Origin of the sequence: Micavibrio sp. TMED2, assembly GCA_002168225.1 — a bacterium.
In the GTDB taxonomy this organism is placed as follows: domain Bacteria; phylum Pseudomonadota; class Alphaproteobacteria; order TMED2; family TMED2; genus TMED2.
In genome coordinates, this window is record NHBH01000005.1 from 18,948 (window position 1) to 45,053 (window position 26,106).

A 26,106-nucleotide genomic window follows, 5' to 3' on the forward strand; every position below is an offset into this window, starting at 1 on the left:
CAGCTGTTCAGTCATCCTGTTCCATGTAGCGTTTGAAGGCATCGGCGTAATCGGGATGCCAGCGCGACAGGGCCGGGCGGTTCTCCAGAATATCCCCGATATTCCAGCGCATGCGCTTGAGATCGGTTTCCCGGTCCACCTCGTTATCCGGGCAGAGAATATAGAAATCGCCCGCTGCCATGCCCTTGAGCATGAAATCCGCCACCTGTTCCGGCGTCCAGGCACCCTCGGGCTTCTCCGTCACGCCGCGGGCGCGGGTCAGGCCGGTATAGGTAAAGCCGGGGATCAGCAAATGCGCCGTAATCCGCTTGCCGGTCTCCTGCACCAGATCATGGGCGACGGATTCCGTCAGTGCCTTGAGCGCTGCCTTGCTGACATTATAGGCGGTATTGCCCGGCGGCAGGGTGATGCCCTGTTTCGAGCCGGTGCAGATAACCGCACCCGGATGATCGGCGGCGATCATGTCGGGCAGGAACACCTGCAGGCAATGGATGGCGCCCCAGAGATTGGTATCGAGGGTTTGCTGCCAGCGCTCCGGCCCGGCGGCGAGTCCACCACTGCCTTCGCGTCCGGCATTGCACATCAGCACGGCAACCCGACCGAGAGCATCTGCCGCCTGTTTCAGACGCATGATCTGCGCGCGGTCGGAGACATCCGTCGCCTGAGCCGTGGCATCGATCCCGTCAGCTATCAGCTGGCCCGCCGCTTCGCCCAGCGCTGCACCGGGCAGGTCGGCGAGCACGACCTTCATGCCCGCCGCACCGAACCGGTGCGCGGCGGCAAGGCCGATACCGCTGGCGGCACCGGTAATAACAGCCACGTAGCCGGGCTGGATGGCTGGATGAGACATAGGATAGTGCTTTCGATCTGTGTGGGGCTGTATCAACCCGGGGCAAAACCTGGTGACGGTAGGGACGGAGCAGGTTTGCGCCCGTCACGCCAGTTTTTGATACTGTCGACAGTCACGGACAGATGTCCGCGTGGTCGACTAACGCCATCAGGCAATTTCTTGATGATCGGCACACCGGGAGATGCCGGATCGTCGGCACGGCTGGTGATGCTGCGCAGGGTTACCGCCACATCATGTTTCGGATCGACGAGGCCGTTATGGGCCGCCTCGGCCATCACCACCGCATGCTGTTCCGTCGCCTGATATTCATAGGGGATACGCCCGGCCATCAGCCGTTGGCTCCGGCTCGCGCGACCATTGGCAAAATCGGCCTGCATCCGGCCAATCTGACGACCGGTATGGCTGTCCGGTTTTATCTCCCCGGACTGCAGTTTCATATCCATGGCCACATCACGGGCATGGGTCAGCTCATGGGTCAGGTGCTTGAAGGAACGTTCGAATTTCTCCAGATGATGGGCGTCCTTGTTGAACCGCAAGGCCCCTGCCGGCGGGCCACCCATGGCCGGACTTTGGTATTCACCGAATTCATAGATAAACCGGGTGGCATCATAGGGTTCACGCGGTTTCTCATAGGGCTGCATCTGTGGGCGCGGATAGTCGAAAATCCGGGCGTGATGGCTGGCAATCTGCTCGAAAACCTCCCAGCGTTGATCGCCTGACAGTCCTTCCCAGTTCTGGCGGGCATCGGCGATTGCCGGGTCATCGCGCACAACCTGCAGATATTCCCGCAGCTTGCCCGTTTCTGCTTCAAGTGCTGGTGCATCATTGGCGATGGCACGCAGCAGCGTGTCGCGGGGACCGCCATAATCGAATGGCGCATCCTTCAGCGCCTCGACCAGCGGTTGCTGCTGATGACTGCCCAGATCGGACAGTTCCCGCATGCTCATCCCGCCGACGACCATTTCCGCCAGTTGCCGTTTCTGATCAGTGCTGTTGCCGGGATCGGTCAGGGCACTGATGGTGTTGTCCATATTCGGCAGGGGGCCGCGCCGACCAACCAGCATCCGCGCCTCGAAGGCGGTGGCGAGTTTTCCGATATCGCGAATATCGTCAATCTGGTCGGGACCAGCGCTGGTGGTCTGCGTACGGCCGGTATTGGCCGCGCGCCATTCACCCATATCCTGCGCCCGTGCCCTAGCCATCGAGCACCTCCGTCTCGATCAGCTCGGCATCAAGCCGTGTCAGACGCAGCATGGCAGCAGCCAGATGCTGCTCAACCAGTCGCGGAAAGTCGTCATGGCCGCGCGGGGTCATCAGCGCCAGACTGGTGTGTGGACGGTCGGGGTCGATGATCTTTTCGTCGAGTTCGTCCTGCCGGTTGATGGCATTCACCACCGGTTGCAGGGGATGGTCGGTCGCATCACCGCCTGTGGAGACGATCCGCAGCACATGGTCCGTATCAAGGCACAGGCGACCGAGCGCAACAGCCTCACCGGAGGCGGTTACCCGCTGCACATCCCAGAAAATAGGTGGCCTTAATAATCCCCGTTCATTCATGGGGTTAAGCATGGGTGATTGCGTGGTGACCGTCAAGCAACCTGCGTGGAGTGGCGTTGTTTCCGGCGGATCAGACCCGGTTGACCTCAAGGCCGAAATCCTCGGTGATCTTCTCGATCAGCGCATCGGCAAAGCCCGCATCCTGACGGCCGATGATCTGTGACCAGCTTTCCAGCGGGTTGCCGTCCGGGGCCGGGGTATCGCGATGCAGCCGGTCCAGCCCGTTATACTTGTCGCATAACCGTTGCAGCACCATGTCGGAACCGCCCTCGGCCTGATCAATGCTGAGCTTGTAGCCCCGCGCCAGTTTCAGGGTGCCGAGCACCTGCATCGTGCCATCATCACGGTGGATGGCAATGCGCAGGCGCTGGGTCATCGGGATCGGGTCGGCCATGTCTGCTGTCTATCGTCCGGTATCACCGCTGTCGGGTTCATCGATCAGATCGACCAGCTGGTCATAAACCGATTGCGCTGATTGCTTGGCATAGACATCGAAGCCCATCTCCTCCGCCGGCACGAACTGTTTGGTCTCGATCCGCTCACCGGCGATACGTGCCTCCATGCTGAGGGCATTGACCATGTCGTCGAAGGTATCGATCTGGATATTGAACAGGCTCGCCTGACCGAAGCGCGGGTCATCGGGCTTCATAATCCGGTTGCTGATCAGCTGGGCCATCTGGCGCACATGATAGCGGGTATTCTGCTCGATACATTCCCGCACCATGTCCTGAAACTTCACGGCATTATTCCAGAACGGCGGATAGAGCAGGATGATGCCGCGCTCCCGGTCAAAGCTGGTGATGCCGGTGAAATTGGCCGAGGAGCTTGGCATATTGCTGATGTCCTCATAGAAGCGGTCATCGAGCTTCGAGGCGGTAAAGCCATGCACCTTGGAATGGATGTGCAGAATGGCATTCAGAAAGGTAACCCGGCTCTCCATCCGTGCAGCACGCCAGATGCGGTCGCTGGAGAAGGTGTCGAATTGCCGTGCCGCCAGCATTTCGGCAAAGAATACCGCCTGTTTGCGTCGGTCGTAGCGGGCGAATTTTGTGTCCAGCCCATCCGGGCCGATTTGCAGGTCATGGGCCAGCAGCTTGCGGCGGCGGCGGTATTCCTCGGCTGGTGTCTTGGTGGCCGCAAGATCGCGCAGGCTTTCCTGAGGAGCGGCTTTGGCAGCGGGTTTTTCCGCCGCAACGGGTTTCGATGCTTCCGGCTCGGCCTTGCGGTCGCGCACGATGCGGCTCAGAAGGTCCGCTTTCTCCAGATCGTTGGCGTCACCGAGACCACGATCCGACTGGCCATCAAAGGCTGCCTCGCGCCCGGCCTCAAGCTCCCGGATCAGGCGGGAGCGCCGCTCGGTCATCCGTTCTGACGGTGGAATGACCTGACTGGCCTTGCGTGGACGCAGGCTGTTCGGTTTGTCTTTGAGAGCATCACGGGACAGCTGTTTTTTGGCAGTTGGCTTGCCCTTGCCATCACGGGCGATTGGCATGGCGGTCGCGCGGACGGGTTTCTTGAGCGGATCACGATCCTCAAGGTCGTCTTTCGGCACCTTGCGCTTCAGCAATGGCAGATCAGCCCCTTCCTTGAGCGGCTTTTTATCTGCTGCCTTGTCTGATTTCTGATGATAGCCCATCTGTAACAGGCTGTTCATCAGACGATCAGTATCATCATCCGTCATGGTGATCCGCAAGCTGCCAACGACCGTTGAAGGGTCAGCATAACATGCTGTTCCGTAATAATTTAGCGCAGTTTGCCGCCGGTCTGTTTTTCAACACTGGCGACAACCGCTTTCGCGACCGTTTCGATCTCGGCATCCGTCAGGGTTGCCTCAACCGGTTGCAGGGTAACGCTGATAGCGAGGGATTTGTGCCCCTCTGCGACACCTTTACCGGCATAGACGTCAAACAGTTCGGTACCGGCGATCAGCTTCTTGTCCGCTGACATGGCTGCGCGCAGCACCTTGTCGGCGCTGACGCTGTCCTCGACCACAAAGGCGAAGTCGCGGGATACCGGCTGGAACTGCGAGCGATTGAGCGTCGGGCGCGCCGGACCGGTCTTTTTCTTCGGCACCGGTACGGCATCGATATAGACCTCGAAGGCAACCAGCGGCTGATCGATATCAAAGGCTTCACGCACGCTCGGATGCACCTCACCGAACTCGGCGAGCACGTTCTTGCCGAGACGGAACACACCGGAGCGACCGGGGTGATACCAGCCACTGGCATCGGTGCTCATCTGAGGGTTGTCGGTTGGCAGACCGGCTGCGGCAAGGGCCGCCAGCACATCCGCCTTGGCATCGAAGGCATCAACGGGCCGGGCCGGATCGGCCCAGTTGCGTGGACGGGCCTGACCGAGGCGAACACCGGCAGCAACCAGACGCTGGCCTTTCTCATCGGCGCTCTGATAGGCCGGGCCGACCTCGAACAGGGCGATATCGGCCATGCCGCGGTCTGCGTTACGGCCTGCCGCCTCCATCAGGTTCGGCAGCAGGCTCGGGCGCATCACCGCAAGGTCGGTAGAGATCGGGTTGACGATGTGCAGGTCAGGACCGACACCGCCAAACAGATCGGCACGGGCGGGTGCGAGGAAGGACCAGGTCACCGCCTCGTCAAGACCACGGGATGCCAGTGCGCGACGCACCAGCCCTGAGCGTTGGCGTTCAAGGCCGACAGCAACATCAGCCACCACCTTTTCACGTAGCATCGGTACGGCGGGAACGCGCTCATAGCCATGAACACGCAGGACTTCCTCAACGATATCCGCTTCGCCCTCAATGTCGGGGCGCCAGCTTGGGGCTTTCACACCCCATACCGGACCGGAACCATCAACGGCGAAACCGAGGCGCTCGAGGATCTGGCGTTGCTCGTCAAGCTCGACAAACAGGCCGCCGAGGCTTTCGGTCCGCTCGGGACGATAGGCAATCTCACGATCTACCACCGGCACCTGACCGGCAATCATCACATTGCTCGGCTCACCACCGCACAGCTCGAGGATCATCGAGGTTGCGAGTTCGATACCGATTGCCATGCTGGCCGGATCGACACCGCGCTCGAAACGATAGCGGGCATCGCTGTCGATCTGCAGCGCGCGACCGGCTTCGGCGATCTTGATCGGATCGAACAGGGCGCATTCCAGTAGCACATCGGTTGTCTCGTCATCAACGCTGGAGGACACGCCGCCAACAATACCGCCGAGGCCGAGGAAGCCGCTGTCGTCAAAGATACCGACCAGACCGGCAGGTACTTCGTAGGACTTGTCATTCAGGGCATCGAATTTCTCGCTGCCATCGGTCATGCCGACCTGAATGCCACCGCTGAGCTTGCCCGCATCAAAAACGTGCAGCGGACGGGCCATGCCGTGGGTGAAGAAGTTGGTGATATCGACCAGCACGGAAATCGGGCGCAGGCCGATTGCCTTCAACCGCTTTTGCAGCCATTCGGGCGACGGGCCGTTCTTGACGCCACGGATCAGACGACCGGCAAAGGCCGGGCAGCCTGCCTGTGCCTCAGGTCGGATGGTGATGCTGACCGGGTTGTCGAACTTGCCGGCAACCGGCTCGCCGGGCAGTGGCTTCAGGGTGCCGATGCCCTTGGCTGCCAGATCACGGGCAATGCCGTAGATGCCGGCACAGTCGCCACGGTTCGGGGTCAGGCCGATCTCGAACACCGCATCATCCAGACCGGCATATTCCACATAAGGGGTACCGATCGGTGCATCCTCTGGCAGGTCGATGATGCCGTTATGCTCGTCAGACAGCTCCAGCTCACGCTCGGAGCACATCATGCCGTTGCTCTCGACACCGCGAATTTTGGTGGCTTTCAGGGTCAGGTCGATGCCGGGCACATGGGTGCCGCTCGGCGCGAACACGCCCTTGAGACCGGTGCGGGCATTGGGTGCGCCACAGACCACCTGAATGACTTCATCGCCGGTATTGACGCGGCAGACTTGCAGCTTGTCGGCATCGGGGTGCTGGCTGGCATCCTCGATCTGGGCGATACGGAAACCACGCAGCTTGTCCGCCGGGTTATCAATGCCGTCGACCTCAAGACCGAGCGAGGTCAGGGCCACAGACAGTTCCTCGATAGAGGCCGTGGTGTCGAGATATTCACGGAGCCAGGAAAGGGGGAATTTCATCGGGTCAGTATCCTTTATCCGCTCAGGCCGAAGGCAACATTGGGGCGGGCCAGCGGTACAAAGCCGTAATGCTTGAGCCAGCGCAGATCACTCTCGAAGAAGGTGCGCAGGTCGGGGATGCCGTATTTCAGCATGGCGATACGCTCGATCCCCATACCGAAGGCAAAGCCCTGATACTCATTCGGGTCGAGGCCGCAATTCGCGATCACTTTCGGGTGCACCATGCCGGAACCGAGGATTTCCAGCCAGTCGCCATAGGGGCCAAGCTCCAGCTTGCCACCGCCACGACGGCAGCCGATATCAACCTCTGCCGATGGCTCGGTGAACGGGAAGTAGCTCGGGCGGAAGCGCAGCGGCAGGTCATCAATCTCGAAGAAGGTCCGGCAGAATTCTTCCAGACAGCCTTTCAGGTGACCAAAATTGGTGGCCTTGTCGATCACGATGCCCTCGATCTGATGGAACATCGGGGTATGGGTGATGTCGTAATCCGAGCGATAGGTGCGGCCCGGCGCGATCACACGGATCGGCGGCTGCATTGAGGTCATGGAGCGGATCTGCACCGGTGAGGTGTGGGTGCGCAGCACGCGCTCCATACCATCGTCCTCACCGCCCTCGGCCTTCGGCATATAGAAGGTGTCGTGCATCTGCCGTGCCGGGTGCTCGGGCGGAATATTGAGCGCACCGAAGTTCAGCCAGTCATTCTCGATATCCGGGCCTTCACCGACGACGAAGCCCATCTCGGCAAAGATCGCAATGCATTCCTCAATCGTCTGGCTGATCGGATGGATACGGCCCTCACGCTCAGGACGCACCGGCAGGCTCATATCAATCTTTTCGGCCGCCAGCTTGGCTTCCATCTCGGATGCCTTGAGGCTTTCCTGACGCTGCTCGAGCGCTTCGGCGATTGCCTGCTTCACCTGATTGAGCGCCTGTCCGGTGGATTTGCGCTCCTCCGGGTCGAGCTTGCCCAGCCCCTTCATCAGTTCGGTGAGTTGCCCCTTCTTGCCAAGGGCGGTCACGCGCACATCCTCAAGGGTGGACATATCGGCGGCGGTTTCGATCTTCTCCAGCAACTGATCTTTCAGTTGCGCTGCCTGGTCGAGCATCGATGTCATCTCGTTCAATCGGTTGGTGTCGTGGAAATTCGCGTCAATAAACAAAAAGGCCCCGGCGGTAGCCGAGACCTTGTTGTTCTATCATCGATATTGCGGCGCGGGTGTTACCCGAATGCGCCGCAGATACCGTTGCTCGGCTGGACCGGCTTATGCTGCCTGGTCGAGAGCTGCCTTCGCTTGCTCGACCAGGGCAGTAAAGCCTGCAGCATCGTGGATAGCGATGTCAGACAGAACCTTGCGGTCAAGCTCGATGCCAGCCTTGTTGAGGCCGTTCATCAGGGCAGAATAGGTCATGCCGTTGAGGCGAGCGCCGGCGTTGATACGCTGGATCCAGAGAGCGCGGAACTGACGCTTCTTCTGGCGGCGGTCGCGGTATGCGTACTGACCGTTTTTCTCAACCCGCTGGTTAGCCGCGCGGAAGGTGTTTTTTTGACGACCCCGCGCACCTTTTGCAGCTTTGATAATTTTACGATGCCGGGCGTGGGTGGTCACACCGCGTTTTACACGTGCCATGTCTTTATCCCTTCCCTGGCTTAACTGAACTTCTTGCCGTATGGCATCATGTGCCGCGTCACTGCGCGTGCATCACCATCAGCAAGGATTTTAGCACCACGAGACTGGCGCTTCATTTTCTGTGATTTGTTTTCCATCATGTGGCTGCGGAAGGCGTTGCGGCCTTTCACCTTACCACTGGCGGTAAGCTTGAAGCGGCCTTTGGTGCTGCTTCGCGTTTTCATTTTGGGCATTTTGTTCTCCATTAAGGCTAAACTTCAGAGCGGCGAGGCATGCCCTGGCAATCGATCCGGTGGATCGTCGCCAATCGCCATGACGCTCATAACTGATTATCCGAACACCCAAACGGGTTATTCAGACCGCGTGCTTATAGAGCAAGCATTTCCAGCAATCAAGCCCAGTATGGAAAGCAATCCGCCCAAATGACGAATGCGGTTTGTGCATGGCTGTTATCACTTTCTTGTGTATCAGATAGTTTAAACCTTATCGATTTCGTTCAATGGGGGTTGAGGGAACAACATGGCCGATCCTGCCAAGGGTAAAAACACTGACGATCACGCATCTTCACCGTCCGAGCCGGTAATCGGCCAGACTTGGCCCGGTGGCTCCAGCCCGCCGCTTGCGGAACTGATGACTACCCATCCGAAGACCGGCGAGCGCGGTATCTTCATTTTCGGCTATGGCTCACTGGTGGCCAATGCCCCACCGGGCCAGACCGAGCGCCATGATACCCATATCACCGGCTTCCGCCGCGACTTCGCGGTGCAGGACATTTTCTATCGCGGCACCAAGGCCGAGCCGGGTCTGACCCTCGGCCTCGACCCACATGAGGGCGGCAAGGTGCCGGGTGCGGTCTATTTCGCGCCCGAGGCGAGTGCTCAGGAAATGCTGACCGAGGTGCTGAAACAGGAAACCCCGCGCGGTATGGAAGATATCTATCAGCGCCGGGTGGTGGAAACCGGCATCGAGGGTGGCCACAAGGTGCCAGCCCTTGCTTTTGTCGCCAATCCTGACAGCAAGCTCTATGTCGGCGACAGCATGAGCATGGATGAAAAGGCCGCCAAGATCGCCCGCTCCTACGGCATTCCGAACAATGACTATGCCAAGCGCAACCGCAGCGGCATGACCATTGGCAAGACCGATCTGGAATATCTCGCCATGACCTCATTGCGGCTGGAGGAATCCGGCAATGCCGATGCCTATCTCTCTGAGCTGACCGAACTGGCGGTGCAGAAGCGCGAGGCGATGATCCACAGCGATGACAAGGTCGAGCGGATGAAGGCCGAGCAACTATCTCGCATGGAGGTCGGCACCAAGGTTGAGGCCGCGTTCAGCGACCGGATCGGCAGCAAGATTGCCGCGGCGGCTGTCGCCGATATGGGGCTGCCGCAGATCATGCCATCTAACAACACACTGACAGCCAGCGGGCTGGGCAAAAACGCGGTTGTCGTTCCGGCTGACAAGCTGAATGACTGGCGCCGGAAACGGGCCGCAGGTGCCGGGCTGGATGCCACCCCAGACCCGTCCATTACCGATCCTGCGGTGCCAAAGGTGAATGAGCAGCGTCAAATTCGCCGTCCGGGCATGTAGGTCAATGCCGAGAAATCAGGCTTTCCCCGGAAAAAAATGCATTTTTGTGCACTGCACATTTCGGGCTTTCTTATCCGCTATCTATGCTTTTAATGCATAGAGCGTATGCCATAACCGGATAGGCAAAAGCATGGCTGAACCAGCCGCCAACCATGATGACTTTGACGACGACGCGCCAAACGCGCCGGTTGTCGGTCGCACATGGCCGGGCGGTACCAAGCCACCCCTCGATGCCCTGATGACCACGCATCCCGTGACCGGGGAGCGTGGCATTTTTATATTTGCCTATGGCTCGATCTGCGCCAACCCGCCACCGGGACAGACTGAGCGTCACGCCTCGGCCATCCATGGCTTCCGGCGAGATTTCTCGCTCAATGACATCTATTATCGCGGTACGGAGAAGTCCCCGGGTCTGACCCTCGGGCTGGAGCCACACAAGGGCAGCCGCCTGCCGGGCATCGTCTATTTTGCACCGGAAGAGACCGCCGCGCTGATGCTCAACGAGGTACATGCACAGGAAACCCCTGAATGCATGCAATGCCTTTATCGCCGCCAGATTGTGCAGGCGGAGATCGGTGACGGCGTCAAGGTGCCGGCCCTGACCTTCCTCGCCAATCCGGAGAGCAAGTACTATATCGGCCAATCGCTGGACATGAAGCAGAAGGCGAACCTGATCGCCTGCTCCTACGGTACCCCGAACAATGATTATGCCAAACGGCACCGCCCAAAGGGCCTGATCGGCAAGACCGGTCTCGAATATGTCGCCATGACCGCCCTGCGGCTGGAAGATGCCGGTCGGCCGGATGAGTATCTGAACGACATGACGGAAATGGCCATCGAGGCACGCGAAGCCATGATCGCCAGCGGTGATCGTGAGAAGGTGCTCCACGCCCACCAGCTTGCCCGGATGGAAATGGGCACACGGGTCGAGGATGAGTTCAAGGATCGTATCGGCTATGACGTGACGGCCGCCGCCGTTGCCGCGCTTGGCCCACCACCGGTTATCCAGCCATCGCTGATGGATGAAATCCTGCAGAGCGGATTGAATACCGATCTGTCTGAAGTCTCCACCGAAGGCATGGTCACTATCAATGCTGAGAAAATCGGCAAATGGCGCGATTTGCGGGTTACGATTACCTACAGCGAGATGACCTTCGGACGGCCAGTTGATTCCGATGATAATTGCGCGCCCAAACCAGCCGCGAAGCCTGCCCCCTAAATTTGAGCCAACTCAGTTATTGCGCCGCGTGGTTGGGCGGATCGGCCTGCCTTTAACCGTATCGAACAGCACTACAGTCGACAGATCGATGGCCCGGCCCGCCGTCTCATCCACTACCCGTGCGCTGGCGAGGTCACCGGTATCCGGGAAGGCCAGTTGTTGGGTGCTGCCAAGGCCGTCCTTGCCCCATTTGCGGCCCCATTCGACCATGGTGGCAATCAGTGGAAACAGGTCACGGCCCTTGGCTGTCAGGACATATTCCACCCGGCGCGGGCGCTGCTGATATTCCCGGCGGCGCAAGATGCCCTCGGCCACCAGCTTTTTCAGGCGCTGTGAGAGGATGTTGCGGGCAATGCCGAGGCGATCCTGAAAATCCTCGAACCGCTGAACACCGAGCATGGCGTCGCGGATAATCATCATGGACCACCAGTCACCAACCGCCTCAAGACATTGGGCGATGGGACAGTCAATATGGGAAAAACTTGTGCGTTGCATAGTGATACTGACCCTGACAGGGGCAGGGTCAGTTTTCAATCACAATCAACCGCTCCGCTTCGTCAGGCCGGCAAGCGCTGGTGGAAATGTCACGCAGCAATCAGCCGGTGTGATCAGCCGCCGCTGCGCATGCTGGCGATCGGGCGGGCAAACTGGAGGTCGACATCCCATGGGAAGAAGATCCAGGTGTCCTGACTGACCTCGGTGACAAAGGTGTCAACGAGCGGACGGCCCAGTGGCTTGGCGTAGATGGTAGCGAAATGGGCTTTTGGCAGCATCTCGCGCAGGATTTTTGCCGTCTTGCCGGTATCGACCAGATCATCGACGATCAGCCAGCCGGCCCCGCCATCGGAAACCGCGACCGGCTTCAGGATATTGGCCTGACCGCTCTGGGTACCGCTATAGGAGGAGATGCAGGCGGTTTCGATCAGGCGGATATCGAGTTCACGGGCAACGATGGCTGCCGGCACGAGGCCACCACGGGTAACCGCGACAATGCCCTTCCAGGGCTGGCCGTCAATACCGTCGATCAGACGCCAGGCGAGCGCCTTGGCATTGCGGTGCAGCTCTTCCCATGACACGGGAAAGCTCTTCTCGGGCTGTGGAAGTTCATCTTCTTCAGACATGGGATCAACCTTCGCAGGGCGGCGGAACGGAAAAGAATATCGTGTCGCTGCTTATAGCGGAGACGATCCGTGCTGCAAGCTAGAAATTGAAAGCCCGCACGCAAGCTGTATTGCGGCGGGCATTCAGTCTCGACGGTGTCGATCCGGCCTACAGGGCCATTTCTTCCGATTGGCGCAGGACGCATCCCGCAATACGCCATTCGCCGCCATCCATGCGCACCATCCGATACAGCGCATTCACGAGCAGGCCGGTCGGCCCCTGAATGATGACGCTCTGTATGATCGCGTCCTCATTGCCCCGGTCCGGCTTGGCCAGATGGAAGCTCACCATCCGTGCCCGGTAGAGCGGCGCATAGCCGGTTTTGACCATGGCGAAGAACTTGTCGGCATTGCCGAACCGCTTCTGAACCATCGGCGTGGCGTATTTGAAGGCGGCCTGGGCATCATCGGCGGAGAATGCCGCCATCTGCTCGCGGATCACCTGCTGTATTGCCACCAGATCGTGATGGGCGACAGATGCAGCCTTTTGCTCGGCCTCTATATGGGCCTCGCGTGCGGCATGGGCATCGGTGGGCATGGCCACCGGGGCGGCGGTAAAGCCAAGTGCAACAAACAGGGCGACTGCGCTCCGGCACTTCACGCCCGTTGATGCGGTCGTCGTGGGTAGTGGGGTACAAGTCATAGCAACATCCTTCCCAATGTTGTCAGTTAACTATGTTATACCCAATCGCTGGTTAATAAAGCCCTAGTACACGATTGTTAAAAAATTCGGGCACCGTGACAGGCGCCCGAACCAGTTGTTCATCATTGATCTTCAGGCAGGCCATCAGTCCTTGACGGTTGAAGCGTTCTGGCCGAACAGCACCTTCTTGGCGTCTTCGGAAACGGTCGGGGCCGAATTGATCTCCTTGCCCTTCTCATAGGCGGCAATGGTGCCCGGGCGCGCCTGAATGGCCTCGAACCAGCCTTTTACGTGGGGGAAGTCGTTGAGGTCCATCTGCTGACGCTCATGGGGCACGATCCACGGATAGCAGGCCATATCGGCAATCGAGTAGGTGCCAGCGATATAGTCGCGCTCGGCCAACTGCTTGTTCAACACCTTGTAGAGGCGCGCGGTCTCGCCGACATAACGGTCGATGGCATAGGGGATTTTCTCCGGCGCATAGGTGCCGAAGTGATGGTTTTGGCCCAGCATCGGACCGAGGCCACCCATCTGCCACATCAGCCATTGCAGACAGTCATACCGACCGCGCGGGTCTTCGGGGATGAACTTGCCGGTCTTCTCGGCGAGATAGAGCAGGATGGCGCCACTCTCGAAAATCGAGATCGGCTCACCGCCGCCGATCGGATCATTATCGACGATGGCAGGGATACGGTTGTTCGGGGAGATTTTCAGAAACTCCGGCTCAAACTGCTCGCCCTTGCCGATATTGACGCCGTGCAGCCGATAATCGAGATCGGCTTCCTCGAGAAACATCGTGATTTTGTGACCGTTTGGCGTGGTCCAGTAATAAAGATCGATCATGTGAGGTGCCCCCGGAAATGGGTGGGAAGATAAAAACGCCGAACGGCGTGTCACTGCATAAGATGTGCGCTTTTCCGCCGGACGCAACCGCGAATACGGATTTCGGTCGCGCTAAGGGGACAAATTCGGTACCATATTCAACAGTATGTCGGGGATTTGTGCAGGCTGGCCAATAATGTTTTGATGGCTGGCCATGAATACAAACCCGCGGCGGTTGCGCCAGAAGACAGTGAGGGGATAACCGGGGCCGAATGCGCAAGACGTTTCTCTATCAGGTAAACATCACACGCGACTGCAACCTGCGGTGTACTCACTGCTATATACACTCCGACGTGAAGAAGGCGTCGGGCAAGATGTCGACCGACAACTTCCGCAAGATTTTCACCGGCATTGCCGAACACATGGCCCAGATCGGCTATGACCATGCCGAAATCCATGTGATCGGCGGTGAGCCGACCATTCTCGGCCTGCCGTTTTTCGAGGAAAATATCCCGGTTGGTCGCGCGGCCCTTGAAGAGGCTGCCGCTCGGATGGACAAGCCGTTCAGCTTTGAGATCATCATGGTCTCGAACCTGCTGTCCCGGGATATCCTGCCGATCGCCAATCACTTCGATCGGGTCAACACCTCCTATGAGCCGGAAACCCGGTTCCCGAAACCCAAGCTGGAGCAGATGTGGCGCGATAATCTGGCGCTGCTCCGCGACAACGGCATTGATGTCGGCGTCACCACCGCGATGACCAAGCATGTGATCAATTACGGTGCCCGCACCCTGCTCGACTATCACTACAATCAGGGTATCAAGCAGATCCATTTCGGCTTCTTCATTCCGTCCGGTGACGGGCTGGTGAACCGTGACGAGATGTTCCCGGAATTTGTCGAGACCTCGAACTTCCTTATCGAGGCCGCGAACTGGTATTTCGAGCGACGAGATGACGACCCGGACCTGTTCGTCAATCCGGTGGAGAGCATGCTCTCGGGCATCAATTCCGGGGAGCCGCTCGACGATATCGTCTGCCCGATCATTGCCGGGTCGATGGATATCGACTGGAACGGTCAGACCGCAACCTGCCTTGAGGCTGGCGGCGGTCTCGATCCCGAATGGCTCGGCAATGTGGTGCAGAGCTCGGTCGCCGAGGTTGCTGCCTCACCCGGTTTCCGCGCCCATGTGCTCGAAGCGGCCAAGCCGAAAAAGGAATGCCGGACCTGTGACGAATATCGCGTCTGTCGCTCCGGCTGTGGCGTGATCTTCAAATATTGGAACCCGGAAGCCGACGAGGATTGCCCCGGCTTCAAGAAGTTCATCAAGTTCATGCGCGCCTCCCACGAGGACGGCGTCCGCCCGCGCTATGAGGAATACCGCGGCAAGGTGGCGTTCTAGGCCAAGCCACACAATTTCAGCGCTAATTCACGCAGCCGGTTTTGGCGTCCGCCAGCTCAAGGCTTTACCGTCAATGCAACGTCATCGAACAGATGCTAAGCCGCCTTAAGGTGTTTCGTCAGGTCGCTTATTGGGTCATAACAAGTACGCGGAAAAGTCATTTTACATGGCAACAATATTGGCTTAGCGTTTTGGGTAACAGGCGTTGGAGATGTTGTCAGGCCTCTGGTGGCAATGCCTCAACCAGAGGGATTGCTTTGGATTTTATATAATATGAGAGTCTATTTATGCCTTTCTTAATCAATAAGAAAAGTTGCCTGCTTGCATTTTTTTTATGCTCCTTTTGTTTTACAGGCGGCGCGCTATCCAATGATTTTGACAAGGGAACCTATCCACAAATTGATGACTACAGCTTTCTCGATCCTTGCGAATGCATTTGGGAAGAGAAAGGTATCAATGGAAAATTGGAAGATATAGTTCCCACCAGAATTATAGTCCAATTTTATGGTCCAGGAATGTTTGATTTAAATACTTGTGAACCCATACGAAATTCAAGCCATAATATGGCCGAAAGAAGGTTTAGCAACAAAGTTTTAAGAGAAAAAAATGCTTTAGATAAAAGCATAAAAAACGGAATGATGGAAAATTTTTTTAAGAGAGAAATAGTTGATGTTTTTAATAATTTGAAGTCAGAGAAAAGATTATCTTCTTATTATAAAATATACTTGTTTGGCGCAGACGTTGTTCCAATAGGATACTATGTATCCGGAATGCGCGATCATTTGCTACGGATAAAGGTATCATGTGTCAAGGAAGGCAATTTGGCAAAATATGCAATCTCATCAATGGTTATTATACCGACAATACGTGGAATTTTGGTCTATAATATAGATGATAGTATAAGAACCAGAAGGGGGCTGTATTTTTATAAAGTAAATTCAGCAAATGCTACTTTTGACGAAGTAAAAAGTAATTTACTCAGAAATTTTTCATTTTGGTTGGAAAATGAGGTTTTCTATTACTTTTTTTCTACGGGTATCGGTCGAGTGGGGTGCTTTGATGGGGTAAATATACTGGACGCAGAGCGTGTACGTCGGGGATTGCCTGTGCCCGAGGATCGGTTTGGGATGAATGAGGTGTGCGATGTCGAATAGTGCTGATTTAGGTTCCGTGGACAAATGGTGTCCAGAGTTTGACTGAGGCGAGCGTGGCGGGATTTTGCCGATTGGCTTTGGCCACAGAGCCTGGTGGCCCTAATACTCAATCCGTGCTGATTTATGGCGTCCGCCAGCCTGGGCATTCCGTGTCGAGGAATGCTTTCAGGTCGGCCATGGAGGGATGCTCCAGATGGCGACCGATCTGGCCCGCGATACGAGGCAGGTGCTGCAGGTATTTCGGCTTGCCGTCACGTTTGTTGAGCCGGACAAAAATGCCCAGAATCTTGGCGTGGCGGCCAATGGCGAGTGCGCGGTAATCCTGCTCGAACCGTTCCGGATCATCCGGCGGGCATTGCTTGAGGTAACGCGCGCGCATAGCTTCGGCCAGCTCTGGCGGCACATCGCGCCGTGCATCCTCGAACAATGACATGAGGTCGTAGGCACGGGCACCGATCAGCCCGTCCTGAAAATCGAGCAGCCCGCAACTGGTGGTATCGCCCTCCGGCTGATCCGGGCGCAGCATCAGGTTGTCGACATGATAGTCGCGCAGGACGAGGCACTCGCGGCGCCCGGCCACATCACCCATAATCTCTGCCATCATGGCCATGAACCGTGCGCGCTGGTCGGCACTCGGCGGCGTACCTGTGACATGTTCCCAGTACCAGTCAGGGAACAGCGCGGCCTCGGCCAGCAGACGGTCCAGATTGTAATCGGCAATGCCGCTGTCCCCTGCCGGGATCGGGCAGTGATGCAGGGCAGCCAGCACATCGACGGCGAGCGCATAGAGGGCGGTTTCATCGGCACCGCTTGCCAGCAGGCGGGTATAGGTCCGGTCGCCGAAATCCTCAATCAGGGCAAAGCCGTTCTCGATGTCACTTGCCATGACCTTCGGTGCCGCGAGCCCGTTCTCGAGCAGGTAGCTGTCAATCCGTAGATAGGCGGGAAGGTCTTCCGGCCCCGGCGGCGCATCCATCAGCAGCATCGGCATATCCGCGCCACGCACCCGGTAATAGCTGCGGAACGACGCATCGGCTGGCAGGGCAATCAGTTCTGCACCATCGGGCAGATGTTGCGCGGCAAAGGCAGCGCGTGCCGAGGCCCGCTTGTCCGCATCGGTATTGACAGAGATAGACGTGTCATCAGTCACAGGCTTGGCCATCACAGCAGTCACGGGCAGGATTTCCCCAATGAAGTAGCAACATGACCGTCAATATGACTGCCTGTCCGCGGGTGAAATCAACTCTGCAGTCGCCTCTGGGCCGTCTGGCCGCCACACAGGCCCGGCTTTGTGCCAAATCGTTGCCCCATTGCCAGAGCCCAGCCGTTTGGCCTTTCGTGCTGCGCGGTTTCAGGCGGGCTATGTCAAACCGATTCGCGCTGCGTGCCCGGCAATCCGCGCCTGCAGCATGCGGGTAATCCGGCTGGTAATCCGGCGCAGGGCATTTACCGAATAGTCAGGCGGTTTCTCCGGCAGCGGCAGCATGTTCATCGAGGCATTGGCCTCGAATACCATCAGCCGCCCGTCGCCGAGAACCGTACAGTCGATGCCGAAGTAATCCAGCCCGATCGCCCGGTGGATTGCCCGGATTGTCCGCAGTCCCGCCTCGCCGAGAAATGTCAGTGGATCATTGACCACACGGGCCTCGCGCTCCATCAGGTCCGGGCGCTTTTCCACCAGCAGCTTGCGCCGGGACATATTGACGATCCATTCCGGTGACGGGATGTGGTGGCGGATGACCGGCTCGCCATCGATAACCACAATCCGGGTTTTCCAGTAGATGCCCGATGGCTCGCTGAAATCGACAAACTCGGTCATGTAGTAGAAGTCATCCGCGTCGTAATCCGCCCGTTCCAGCACCGTGGCGAGGGCGGCAGCATCGTCATAGCGGACCAGATCAATAGCACCGTGATTGCCCGCCTTGCGCACCAGTACCGGCCAGCCCATGCCGCCCAGATAATGGCTGGCTGCCGTGATCGCCGATCCCTGCAGGCGCAGCGTCTTGGGGATATGCAGCCCGTCGATGCCGGTGAGCTTTTCTGCAATCCGGTCGCGCGCCGTGTCCATGACGGCACCCGGTAGGTTCAGCACCGGCACATCCAGCTCGCCACAGATTGTTGCCGCAAGCTCAAGGCCTTCCGGGTTCAAATCCACATCCGATACCGCATTGATCACCAGATCGAAGCTGTTGAGGCCAATGGCGCGGATATGGTCGAGACGGCTTGCCCGCAGGATGATACTGTCGCTGGTGAAATGACGCGGGTCGATCAGATGGCGAATATCGTTATTGCCCTGCAGGATCAGGTCTTCACCCTGTTCGGTGCCGGATTCCGGCGCATAGAGCGTGGCAATCCGATGGCGCTTGCCACCCTGATCCGGGGCGCTGGTTCCGGTCATTCCGCCACGGGCACCGTGTAGTTCAACGGCAGGCGACCACCATCGGCATAGACCGTCTGGCCGGTGATATAGCTGGCGTAATCTGAGGCGAGAAATACTGCCAGTCGCCCAATCTCCGCCGGCTCACCGGCCCGGCCCATCGGGGTGCGTGACAGGATCGTCTTGCGGGCACTGTCATCGGTCATCACCTGCTTCAGCATATCAGTGGCGATTGAGCCGGGACCGATAGCGTTGACCCGGATACCATGGGGCGCACCGGCCAGGGCCATGGCATTGGTCAACTGGGAAACCGCACCCTTGGCGGTGACATAGGCAAGCTGGTTCGGGATCGCCAGCACGGCATTGACCGAGGACATGTTGATGATCGCCCCCTTGCGGTCGGTATCGCGCATATGCCGGATCGCGACCTGACTGAGCACAAAGACCGGGCGGAGATTGACGCCCATGACCTTGTCGAAATCGCTGAGTGCCAGATCAAAGATGTCGCCACTGGCGAGGATGGCAGCGTTATTGATCAGAATATCGACGCCGCCGAGCGCATCGACCGCACTGGCGAAGGCAACATGACAGGCATTGGCATCGGCAATATCCGCTGTGATCGGCTCGATACGGCGCCCGGTTTCACCCGCCAGCCGGGTGGCGACCTCGGCCAGCCTGTCCCCGGCAATATCGACCATGGCCACATCGGCCCCGTGACGCGCCAGTTCCTCGGCGCAGGCGAGCCCGATCCCCTGTGCCGCACCGGTAACCAGTGCCGTTTTTCCGTTGAGTGACAGCATTGCCAGTGGCCCTCCCTTGCATGACGCGGATTGAAAAATCTATCTGGCTGTAGCCACTAGCAGGGATCGACGCCCGCTTCGAGGGTCTTTTTACGGTGGGGATGGATGGAAATGCGCGATTGATCGCGTTTGATAGATAGCAAACGCAACTATGTCGTTTTTAGTCATATTTTTGAAACAAAATGATTGTCGCTTTCATTGACCATTTGCACCCTAGCCATTCGATATCTGAGTGGCTGCAATGTGTTGAGAACATGCGGCGCGAGGGTAGCGAGCTTATCCCAACTCCCCGTTTTTCAGGTTTGTACTATGTCGCCCACACCCGCCAGTTCAGAAGAGAACCCTCTGGTTCACATCAGCGCCGCACGGCTTGAGCAGTACCGCGCCCATCGTCAGATGGTCGATCAGATGTTCGAGCAAATCGGCAGCTTTGTGAATGATCTCGGCACCAAGGGCTACCCGGTCAAGTTCGAGCGCCTGTCACCCAAGGAAGGTGCGCAGCGCGCCGCCATGAAGGACAAGGACGACAAGACGCTGGTCGAGTTGCATATCGACCGTATTCGTCCGGTCATGCTGTACCCGACCGATGTGATGGAGCGCCAGCAGCAGATGCAGGGCGCAATGCGGCAACGTATGGCCGCACAACAAAACATGATGGACGGGCCAGATGACGATGATGGTCCTGCACACCCGTTGCAACCGAAGCAACCTATGATCCCCGGCCCTGACACACCAATTCTGGTCCACAATGGCGCAGGCGCGGTCTCCATGTCTGCTGACGGAGAGCCTTCCGAAGGTGGTGTTGAGAAGAAGGGGCCCAAGCCCCGCAGCAAGCCGATGACCGTCGAGGAAGTACGCGAAGCGGTCGAGGCCAATGGCGGCGAGCTGCCGGAAGGCATGTCTTTGCCACCGGGCGCCATCGTCATGGACCCGACCCGTGGCATGCCACCGAGCCCGGTTGCCACCGACGCGCTGTCTATCAAGGTGTTCTCGAACATGAACGGTCAGCCGGAAGAAATTGCCATTGTTTATGACATGACCGATCCGGTGAAGAACCACTCGCTGCTGGCTCATCTGGCCGATGTCGCGGCATTTGCTAAAGACTTGCACGAGCAACCAGTTGCCGACCGCACCGATCACAATTCCCCGTACCGGAATGATCATGGCATCGGCTTCCGCCGCCCAGGGCCGTGATGCCTTTAAGTATGTGGAATAACTAAATTAATTTGGATTTTTCTATTGGCGCTTTCATCGAAAAATGTGACCTTAACGTCAAGAAATTTCCAGTTCGGTCATGAGGCTTTCCGCCCCGTTTATTGCCTCTGACCCCAGCAAAATTAGAGTTGTGTGTGCTGCGATACGGCGACGGTTGCAGCACGCCGGACGAGAGGAAGGGGAGAGCCTGTCGTCCAAATCTGGGCCTTCTTGACGGAGACGTCGGGGAGGCCCTTTTTAATTCGGCCTCCCGCATCTGCTACGTTCCAGTGGGCTGCTTTTCAGCCTCAGGCCGTCGCTGCCACCAATGCAGAAGGCATGGATACGGAACGCGCCATTGCCGGCTTCCAGCTACTGTTCGCCTCAACCACAAAGCGGGAGTTTGCCTCGGCCCGTTTGAGCTGAACAGCACGGTCAAGGCGTTCAGCCAGTTGATCCGAACCCATGGGCAGGATCGCATAATCCGAAATCGCGGCGTTTTTCATGCGTTTGGCCTGCTCAATGGTCGGGGCATTGCCAACCACGCTGATGGCGATATGCCAGCGCATGATATAGGGCGCCAGACGTACAAGTGCCTCACCCAACTCTGCCAGCCGTCGGGGCAGGAAAATCATCAGCGCATGACAATCATGCTGACGCATTGCTGCCTCCAGCTCATTCACATCGCTGCTGTGGCGCACTTCCAGTGCGCTGGTTCGATCTACAACGGATTTGGCCAGAGCCAGATTCTCGTAGTTTGGTGTGTAAACAACTGTACGGACCATCATCGCCTCTTCTTTCTTCTGTAAGCCCCGTTACTGTCGTTGTCTGGCCCGCTGGCCGTCTGTTGCGATCATGCGGACCGTTTGACCGCAGACGGGGATCAAAACTGCCCTCTTGTTGCGGTGTTAAGAATGAGAATAAGTTGGATTTGGACCTGTTCAACTAATTCTTTTTATTGGATATTTTATCTATTTTTGAGACGCTTTTGGCTGAAAACCGGGCTTTTCCCCACATGCTTGATTAGCAAGGGCTTATGCCGCCAGCGGCGGGCCGACAGCCCTGGTTGCCGGGCAGAACCGGGGCCACAAAAAATCTTTCAGATAGTGGCTTGCCAAGCGCAGCTGCTTTGGCTAGTGTCCCGCTCGCTTCGCTCGGCATCGCCGATTTTATCGAAGTTCGATGCCGCGCCTCTCCCCGTGTTGAGGTTATACCGCTCAGGTCATGCCCAATGCACCCGCGCAGCATCACGCGCCCGTAGCTCAACTGGATAGAGCGTCTGACTACGGATCAGGAGGTTGGGGGTTCAAATCCTCCCGGGCGCGCCATTATGTTTTCTACTGCCATGACTTCCCCAATAGAATCTGCTGCATCGTCACTGTCGCCCGCCGAGCGGTTTTATCGGCGGGGGAATGGTGCGTTTCAGCGTGAGGACTGGCCGGCGGCTGCCGGTTTTTACCGGCAGGCGCTGGAGCTTGATCCGGCCCATGGCACCGCGTGGCTGAACCTTGGGCTGTGTCTGCGGCGGCAGGGGCATATCGAGGCGGCCTATGGCTGTACCCTGAGGGCGCAGGAGCTGATGCCCGATGACCCGACCGTGCTCACCAATCTCGGCAATATTCTGGTCGACCTCTATCGCGCGGAAGAGGCCGTGGCCTGTCATAAGCGGGCGGTAGCGCAGCGGCCCGATGATATCCGCATGGTGCGCAACCTGATCCTGGCCCTGCGCGAGGCCGGGCGGTTCGAGGAGAGCCTCACCGCCTGTGACCGCTATCTGGAGCAGGAGCCGGAGCATAATCAGGTGTTGTGGGAACGCGCGCAGGCGCTGTTCTATCTTGAGCGCTACCCGGAAGCATGGACCACCTTCGAGCATCGCTGGCAGCGGGCAGCGATCCGGGAGCAGTTGCCCGCCGATCTCGCCTTCTGGCAGGGCGAGGATCTGAGCGGCAAGACCATACTCGTGTTTGAGGAACAGGGCTTCGGCGATAAGATCCTGTGCGCCCGCTATATCCCGCTGCTGGCGGCACGCGGCGCGACGGTAACGCTGCTGTGCAATCCGGCACTGCATGGCCTGTTCTCAACCCTGCCCGGCAAGGTCACCGCTGAGGTCACAGAGCCTGAGGCCTTCGATTATGCCGTTGCCATGATGAGCCTGCCCGGCCTGTTCGGCACCGACCCGACGCGCGAGGCACCACCGCCACCGCCGCCCCTCATGTCGAAAGCCAAGCTGCCGGAACGCTTGCAACAACGGCTTGATGCCGGCAATGGCCGCTGGAAAATCGGCATCGTCTGGTCGGGCAATCCCGCCTTCTATAACAATAGCAAGCGCGCGGCATCGGTTGAGCACTTCCTGCCACTGGCACAGATACCGGGAGTACAGCTCTACAGCCTGCAAAAAGGCCCGAATGAGGGCGATCTGGCACAGGCCGGCGGATCGGGGCTGGTGATCGAGCTCGGCCCCTACCTCAAGAACTTCGCCCAGACCGCCGCCATCCTGCAGCAACTCGACCTCACCATCATGACCGACAGCGGCATCGCCCATCTGGCCGGATCACTCGGCCTGCCGATCTGGAACCTGCTGCACTACCGCCCCTACTGGCTCTATGGATCGACGGGCGAGACAACGCCGTGGTATCCCTCCATGCGCCTGTTCCGCCAACCAACCCCCGGCGACTGGGACAGCGTGTTTGATGCGGTTGCAGAAGAATTGAAACGTTCCCAATGAACCGCCAAGCCACCCCGGCAGTAAAGGCTACCCCATGACCAAACCCACCACCCTTCCCGATATTGCCGATTATCCTGCGCGGGTGACGGTGCCGCTTCGGTATAACGACACGGACCGGCAGGGGCATGTTAACAATGCGGTGTTTGTGACGCTGCTGGAGACCGGGCGGGTGCGGCTGCTTTATAGCGGTGACAAGGGGCTGTCACCGCCGGGCACGCAATTCGTGATCGCCAATCTCAATCTGGATTATGTCGCCGAGCTGGACTGGCGCTATCCGACCGAGGTTGGCAGCGGCATTGCCAAGATCGGCACCTCATCGATCCAGTTCAGCCAGATGATCGTGCAGGAGGGCAAGGTTGCCGGGCGGGCCGAGACTGTGATCGTGCTGATGGATGACAAGACCCGCAAGGCAACGCCGATACCGGATGAAACCCGCGCCCTGCTGCGCCAATTCGCCCTGCCCGGCATGGTGGAATAAGGCCGATCAGAGACCGCGGTTCGGTGCCAGTTCCAGGGTATCGACGATTTCCTGATAGATCATCACATGGCGGAACAACGGCTCGAAACTCTCGGGCACCAGCGGCTCGCGCAAAAACCCGACTTCAAAATGATTTTTGTCGGTAAGCAATAGCAGCAGCAGTTCCTTGTCCTTGAAACTGGCGACAATCCTGTCCGTACCGAGATGTTCGGCCAGCCGCAGGAATTTCTCCATAAAATGCGGGTCGAAGATATAGCGGGATTCCACCTCATCCATTGACTGCACGGTATAGCGCTCTTCCAGTTCATCATTGAGCAGCTTGATGCTTCTGAATTTCGGACGGGAGAATTTCTTCTCGAGCGCATTGGCATAGACAATGGTTTGCGACTGCAGCGGTCGCCGTAATTCGATGCGTGCCATAATCCCACGCAATCTGCGATCGGAGTTGCCACGCATGTAATGTGCTGTACCCGGCTTCTTCTCGATGATCTTCGGCTTCAAATCTGGTGGCAGGGACCGGTTGGTAAACTCCTGAAACTCGACCCGGCGATTGTGATAGGTCAGGCTGAATGCCTCATCACAGAAGAAATCGGCATGGGTATCGACAAGGCCGTGTTCGGCAATATCGACCGGCAGAAAAAATGCCTTCTGGCGATAGCGAACATCAATGCGCGCCAGCAGATCCTTGTAGAAACTGTCCTTGAGGTAACGGGAAAAACCCAAGGAGGTATCGTCCTTGATGACAAGAACAAAGAACGCAAACAGCACGCCATAAACAATATGCGGCAACAGACTGGTTTCGCTGTCCAGAAACCGGCTGACCACAGGCCACTCGTCATAAATCAGCCAGAAACCAAGCGTCACAAGGATGATGAATGTGATGCCACTCACGCAATGCTGGCGGAGGAACCTGCGCCGCGCCATATTGGCATCGGTCAGTACTGCCGGATCAATATTCTCCAGCAGCTTGCGCTCGTTCAGCCATGAGATACTCTTGCCGAGCAGCGCCTCGACCTGATCAATCCGGCGGATCAGATCGGCAATCGACTTGGCCCGCACCGGATCATGCCCGGTGATAAAAGCGTAGACATAGCCGATCATCGGAAAACAGAACAGCAGCATGAACGGCACCAGCACCATGCCAAAGGCGATCAACCCACCCGACAGCCCAGTATTCTGGTAATAAGCATACATGGCCCAGAGCAACAGAGCACAGGCGGAAAAACAAAGCCCCCAAGAGGCAAAACCGATCACGCTATAGGTACGAACCATTTGCTGACGGCGCTCCAACCGACGCAGCTTGCGCCGGTATTGCGGCAGCTTGTCGATCTCATGCTGGCTTACCTTGTCTTCAATGGTGATGGTCTTGTGCTCAGACATCGGGACCTGACATAGGGCGGTGTTGCGGGGAATATCTGCGGGTTTCGGACACGCGATAACAGTACCATTGATAACTGTATGCCCGCATCGCCCCAAACTGTAGTGACACTCACCGATAATGCCCCGTTGTCGGGTTGACAGTGTCGGGCCGCAACGGTTAAATTCGTTATAAGAAAAAATCTTCGATATACGAAAAGATAACGCATGCGCATTGGCAAACAGGACCAGGCCTTCACTGGTATCGCTACCTCTGATGCTGACTCGGTCACGGTTCGCGGACATGATCTGTGCCGTGACCTGATCGGCAAGCTCGACTTCACCGAATATTTCTGGCTGCTGGTTACCGGCGAGAAGCCGACGCAACCGCAACGCACGATCATCGACGCCTGTATGGTGTCGATTGCCGAGCACGGGCTGGTGCCGAGCGTACAGGCGGCCCGCATGACCCTCGCCGCGGCACCGGAAGCATGGCAGGGCGCCATGGCTGCCGGTATCCTCGGCATGGGTACGGTGGTTGCCGGCAGTTCGGAAGTGGCTGGTCGTTATCTGGCCGAACTGCTCGCCGAGGAAGGCGATCCGGAGACCGTGGTCACCGCCTCTCTTGAAAGGCTGAAGGCAGAACGGCGCAAGGTGCCCGGCCTCGGCCATCCGCAGCATTCAAGCGGTGATCCACGCGCCAACCGGCTGCTCGAACTCGCCGACGAGCTTGAGGTCAGCGGCCCGGCGGTTGCCATGCTGCGCCTGTTGGGTGAGCGCGCCCCGGCCATCATGAACCGTCCGCTGCCGATCAATATATCCGGCGCCATTCCCGCTGTGGTCATGGATGCAGGCTGGCCGGTCGATGCCCTGAAAGCCGTCCCTATCCTTGCCCGCACCGCCGGTCTCGCTGCCCATCTGCTCGAGGAATCCCGCCGGTCGATCGGCTTTATCATGTCGCATCATGCCGATCTCGCGATCAGCTATGACGGCGAACCGGCGGCGAAGGACTGAGC

General features: G+C 58.2%; 25 protein-coding genes and 1 tRNA gene. 8 read left to right on the forward strand and 18 right to left on the reverse strand.

Annotated features, from left to right (window positions below):
• Window positions 1-7: 7 nt before the first annotated feature.
• From CBB62_10410 to CBB62_10450, 9 genes are all read right to left on the reverse strand, one after another.
• Entirely contained in the window at window positions 8-850 is an 843-nt protein-coding gene (locus tag CBB62_10410; GenBank protein OUT40195.1) for a short-chain dehydrogenase, read from the reverse strand.
• A gap of 32 nt (window positions 851-882) precedes the next feature.
• On the reverse strand, window positions 883-2,028 hold the full coding sequence (locus CBB62_10415) for a hypothetical protein (protein OUT40196.1): 1,146 nt from the start codon (window positions 2,026-2,028) through the stop codon (window positions 883-885).
• A gap of 16 nt (window positions 2,029-2,044) precedes the next feature.
• Window positions 2,045-2,365: a hypothetical protein gene (locus CBB62_10420; protein OUT40197.1), complete on the reverse strand. Its 321-nt coding sequence runs from the start codon at window positions 2,363-2,365 to the stop codon at window positions 2,045-2,047.
• A gap of 112 nt (window positions 2,366-2,477) precedes the next feature.
• Complete coding sequence (locus CBB62_10425) at window positions 2,478-2,801, reverse strand: hypothetical protein (GenBank protein ID OUT40198.1); 324 nt, start codon at window positions 2,799-2,801, stop codon at window positions 2,478-2,480.
• A 9-nt stretch (window positions 2,802-2,810) separates the two neighbouring features.
• A complete protein-coding gene (locus tag CBB62_10430) occupies window positions 2,811-4,100 on the reverse strand; it encodes a hypothetical protein (GenBank protein OUT40199.1) in 1,290 nt (429 codons plus the stop codon).
• A gap of 50 nt (window positions 4,101-4,150) precedes the next feature.
• A complete protein-coding gene (locus CBB62_10435; GenBank protein OUT40200.1) occupies window positions 4,151-6,544 on the reverse strand; it encodes a phenylalanine--tRNA ligase subunit beta in 2,394 nt (797 codons plus the stop codon).
• A 14-nt stretch (window positions 6,545-6,558) separates the two neighbouring features.
• Window positions 6,559-7,650 (reverse strand): phenylalanine--tRNA ligase subunit alpha, encoded by a 1,092-nt coding sequence (locus CBB62_10440; GenBank protein ID OUT40278.1) that lies wholly within the window; start codon window positions 7,648-7,650, stop codon window positions 6,559-6,561.
• A gap of 156 nt (window positions 7,651-7,806) precedes the next feature.
• Entirely contained in the window at window positions 7,807-8,172 is a 366-nt protein-coding gene (locus CBB62_10445; GenBank protein OUT40201.1) for a 50S ribosomal protein L20, read from the reverse strand.
• A 20-nt stretch (window positions 8,173-8,192) separates the two neighbouring features.
• Window positions 8,193-8,405, reverse strand: a complete 213-nt coding sequence (locus CBB62_10450; protein ID OUT40279.1) for a 50S ribosomal protein L35 — start codon at window positions 8,403-8,405, stop codon at window positions 8,193-8,195.
• A 286-nt stretch (window positions 8,406-8,691) separates the two neighbouring features.
• Here CBB62_10450 and CBB62_10455 point away from each other — a divergent pair, with 286 nt between their 5' ends.
• Window positions 8,692-9,762, forward strand: a complete 1,071-nt coding sequence (locus tag CBB62_10455) for a hypothetical protein (GenBank protein OUT40202.1) — start codon at window positions 8,692-8,694, stop codon at window positions 9,760-9,762.
• A gap of 130 nt (window positions 9,763-9,892) precedes the next feature.
• The gene (locus CBB62_10460) at window positions 9,893-10,981 is read left to right on the forward strand and encodes a hypothetical protein (protein ID OUT40203.1); all 1,089 of its coding nucleotides are present in this window, start codon (window positions 9,893-9,895) and stop codon (window positions 10,979-10,981) included.
• Window positions 10,982-10,993: 12 nt separating this feature from the next.
• Here CBB62_10460 and CBB62_10465 read toward each other — a convergent pair whose 3' ends face one another.
• The 4 genes from CBB62_10465 to CBB62_10480 form a co-directional block, all read right to left on the reverse strand.
• Complete coding sequence (locus tag CBB62_10465; GenBank protein ID OUT40204.1) at window positions 10,994-11,476, reverse strand: hypothetical protein; 483 nt, start codon at window positions 11,474-11,476, stop codon at window positions 10,994-10,996.
• 113 nt (window positions 11,477-11,589) lie between these two features.
• A complete protein-coding gene (locus CBB62_10470; GenBank protein ID OUT40205.1) occupies window positions 11,590-12,102 on the reverse strand; it encodes a xanthine phosphoribosyltransferase in 513 nt (170 codons plus the stop codon).
• Between the two features lie 148 nt (window positions 12,103-12,250).
• Complete coding sequence (locus CBB62_10475) at window positions 12,251-12,784, reverse strand: hypothetical protein (GenBank protein OUT40206.1); 534 nt, start codon at window positions 12,782-12,784, stop codon at window positions 12,251-12,253.
• 144 nt (window positions 12,785-12,928) lie between these two features.
• Window positions 12,929-13,627 (reverse strand): thiol:disulfide oxidoreductase, encoded by a 699-nt coding sequence (locus CBB62_10480; protein ID OUT40207.1) that lies wholly within the window; start codon window positions 13,625-13,627, stop codon window positions 12,929-12,931.
• Between the two features lie 251 nt (window positions 13,628-13,878).
• Between CBB62_10480 and CBB62_10485 the strand changes: the two genes are divergently transcribed.
• Entirely contained in the window at window positions 13,879-15,006 is a 1,128-nt protein-coding gene (locus CBB62_10485; GenBank protein ID OUT40208.1) for a hypothetical protein, read from the forward strand.
• Between the two features lie 1,275 nt (window positions 15,007-16,281).
• On the opposite strand, the gene CBB62_10490 is transcribed toward CBB62_10485, so the two are convergent.
• The 3 genes from CBB62_10490 to CBB62_10500 all read right to left on the reverse strand — a co-directional run bounded on the left by CBB62_10490 (window position 16,282) and on the right by CBB62_10500 (window position 19,334).
• A complete protein-coding gene (locus CBB62_10490) occupies window positions 16,282-17,322 on the reverse strand; it encodes a hypothetical protein (GenBank protein OUT40209.1) in 1,041 nt (346 codons plus the stop codon).
• A 198-nt stretch (window positions 17,323-17,520) separates the two neighbouring features.
• Window positions 17,521-18,558, reverse strand: coding sequence for a hypothetical protein (locus CBB62_10495; protein ID OUT40210.1), 1,038 nt, complete (start codon window positions 18,556-18,558; stop codon window positions 17,521-17,523).
• Entirely contained in the window at window positions 18,555-19,334 is a 780-nt protein-coding gene (locus CBB62_10500; GenBank protein ID OUT40280.1) for a dehydrogenase, read from the reverse strand. Before CBB62_10500 ends, CBB62_10495 begins: the two co-directional genes overlap by 4 nt.
• 312 nt (window positions 19,335-19,646) lie before the next feature.
• On the opposite strand from CBB62_10500, the gene CBB62_10505 reads away from it, so the two are divergent.
• Window positions 19,647-20,531 (forward strand): hypothetical protein, encoded by an 885-nt coding sequence (locus tag CBB62_10505; GenBank protein OUT40211.1) that lies wholly within the window; start codon window positions 19,647-19,649, stop codon window positions 20,529-20,531.
• Window positions 20,532-20,839: 308 nt separating this feature from the next.
• Here CBB62_10505 and CBB62_10510 read toward each other — a convergent pair whose 3' ends face one another.
• Window positions 20,840-21,319 carry a hypothetical protein gene (locus CBB62_10510; GenBank protein ID OUT40212.1) on the reverse strand — a complete coding sequence of 160 codons (480 nt, stop codon included), beginning with the start codon at window positions 21,317-21,319 and terminating at the stop codon, window positions 20,840-20,842.
• Window positions 21,320-21,782: 463 nt separating this feature from the next.
• On the opposite strand from CBB62_10510, the gene CBB62_10515 reads away from it, so the two are divergent.
• From CBB62_10515 to CBB62_10525, 3 genes are all read left to right on the forward strand, one after another.
• Window positions 21,783-21,859, forward strand: a tRNA-Arg gene (locus CBB62_10515).
• A gap of 2 nt (window positions 21,860-21,861) precedes the next feature.
• Window positions 21,862-23,256 (forward strand): hypothetical protein, encoded by a 1,395-nt coding sequence (locus CBB62_10520; protein ID OUT40213.1) that lies wholly within the window; start codon window positions 21,862-21,864, stop codon window positions 23,254-23,256.
• A 34-nt stretch (window positions 23,257-23,290) separates the two neighbouring features.
• A complete protein-coding gene (locus CBB62_10525; GenBank protein OUT40214.1) occupies window positions 23,291-23,734 on the forward strand; it encodes a hypothetical protein in 444 nt (147 codons plus the stop codon).
• Window positions 23,735-23,740: 6 nt separating this feature from the next.
• On the opposite strand, the gene CBB62_10530 is transcribed toward CBB62_10525, so the two are convergent.
• Window positions 23,741-25,771, reverse strand: a complete 2,031-nt coding sequence (locus tag CBB62_10530; GenBank protein OUT40215.1) for a hypothetical protein — start codon at window positions 25,769-25,771, stop codon at window positions 23,741-23,743.
• Here CBB62_10530 and CBB62_10535 point away from each other — a divergent pair.
• Entirely contained in the window at window positions 25,319-26,104 is a 786-nt protein-coding gene (locus CBB62_10535; GenBank protein ID OUT40281.1) for a citryl-CoA lyase, read from the forward strand. The two genes, CBB62_10530 and CBB62_10535, sit on opposite strands and share 453 nt — an antisense overlap.
• The last annotated feature ends 2 nt before the right edge of the window (window positions 26,105-26,106 follow it).

Bases quoted from the DNA above. Each gene is read 5' to 3' on its own strand.
- CBB62_10440 (OUT40278.1), bottom strand. From the start codon at position 7,650: ATGCTCGACCAGGCAGCGCAACTGAAAGATCAGTTGCTGGAGAAGATC.
- CBB62_10450 (OUT40279.1), bottom strand. From the start codon at position 8,405: ATGCCCAAAATGAAAACGCGAAGCAGCACCAAAGGCCGCTTCAAGCTT.
- CBB62_10415 (OUT40196.1), bottom strand. From the start codon at position 2,028: ATGGGTGAATGGCGCGCGGCCAATACCGGCCGTACGCAGACCACCAGC.
- CBB62_10520 (OUT40213.1), top strand. From the start codon at position 21,862: ATGTTTTCTACTGCCATGACTTCCCCAATAGAATCTGCTGCATCGTCA.
- CBB62_10470 (OUT40205.1), bottom strand. From the start codon at position 12,102: ATGTCTGAAGAAGATGAACTTCCACAGCCCGAGAAGAGCTTTCCCGTG.
- CBB62_10410 (OUT40195.1), bottom strand. From the start codon at position 850: ATGTCTCATCCAGCCATCCAGCCCGGCTACGTGGCTGTTATTACCGGT.
- CBB62_10495 (OUT40210.1), bottom strand. From the start codon at position 18,558: ATGACCGGAACCAGCGCCCCGGATCAGGGTGGCAAGCGCCATCGGATT.
- CBB62_10535 (OUT40281.1), top strand. From the start codon at position 25,319: ATGCGCATTGGCAAACAGGACCAGGCCTTCACTGGTATCGCTACCTCT.
- CBB62_10445 (OUT40201.1), bottom strand. From the start codon at position 8,172: ATGGCACGTGTAAAACGCGGTGTGACCACCCACGCCCGGCATCGTAAA.
- CBB62_10485 (OUT40208.1), top strand. From the start codon at position 13,879: ATGCGCAAGACGTTTCTCTATCAGGTAAACATCACACGCGACTGCAAC.
- CBB62_10480 (OUT40207.1), bottom strand. From the start codon at position 13,627: ATGATCGATCTTTATTACTGGACCACGCCAAACGGTCACAAAATCACG.
- CBB62_10525 (OUT40214.1), top strand. From the start codon at position 23,291: ATGACCAAACCCACCACCCTTCCCGATATTGCCGATTATCCTGCGCGG.
- CBB62_10475 (OUT40206.1), bottom strand. From the start codon at position 12,784: ATGACTTGTACCCCACTACCCACGACGACCGCATCAACGGGCGTGAAG.
- CBB62_10530 (OUT40215.1), bottom strand. From the start codon at position 25,771: ATGCTGCGGATGGCCGAGGCCGGGCACCTTGCGCCGTTCTGCCTTCAG.
- CBB62_10505 (OUT40211.1), top strand. From the start codon at position 19,647: ATGTCGCCCACACCCGCCAGTTCAGAAGAGAACCCTCTGGTTCACATC.
- CBB62_10510 (OUT40212.1), bottom strand. From the start codon at position 21,319: ATGATGGTCCGTACAGTTGTTTACACACCAAACTACGAGAATCTGGCT.
- CBB62_10490 (OUT40209.1), bottom strand. From the start codon at position 17,322: ATGGCCAAGCCTGTGACTGATGACACGTCTATCTCTGTCAATACCGAT.
- CBB62_10435 (OUT40200.1), bottom strand. From the start codon at position 6,544: ATGAAATTCCCCCTTTCCTGGCTCCGTGAATATCTCGACACCACGGCC.
- CBB62_10425 (OUT40198.1), bottom strand. From the start codon at position 2,801: ATGGCCGACCCGATCCCGATGACCCAGCGCCTGCGCATTGCCATCCAC.
- CBB62_10465 (OUT40204.1), bottom strand. From the start codon at position 11,476: ATGCAACGCACAAGTTTTTCCCATATTGACTGTCCCATCGCCCAATGT.
- CBB62_10460 (OUT40203.1), top strand. From the start codon at position 9,893: ATGGCTGAACCAGCCGCCAACCATGATGACTTTGACGACGACGCGCCA.
- CBB62_10455 (OUT40202.1), top strand. From the start codon at position 8,692: ATGGCCGATCCTGCCAAGGGTAAAAACACTGACGATCACGCATCTTCA.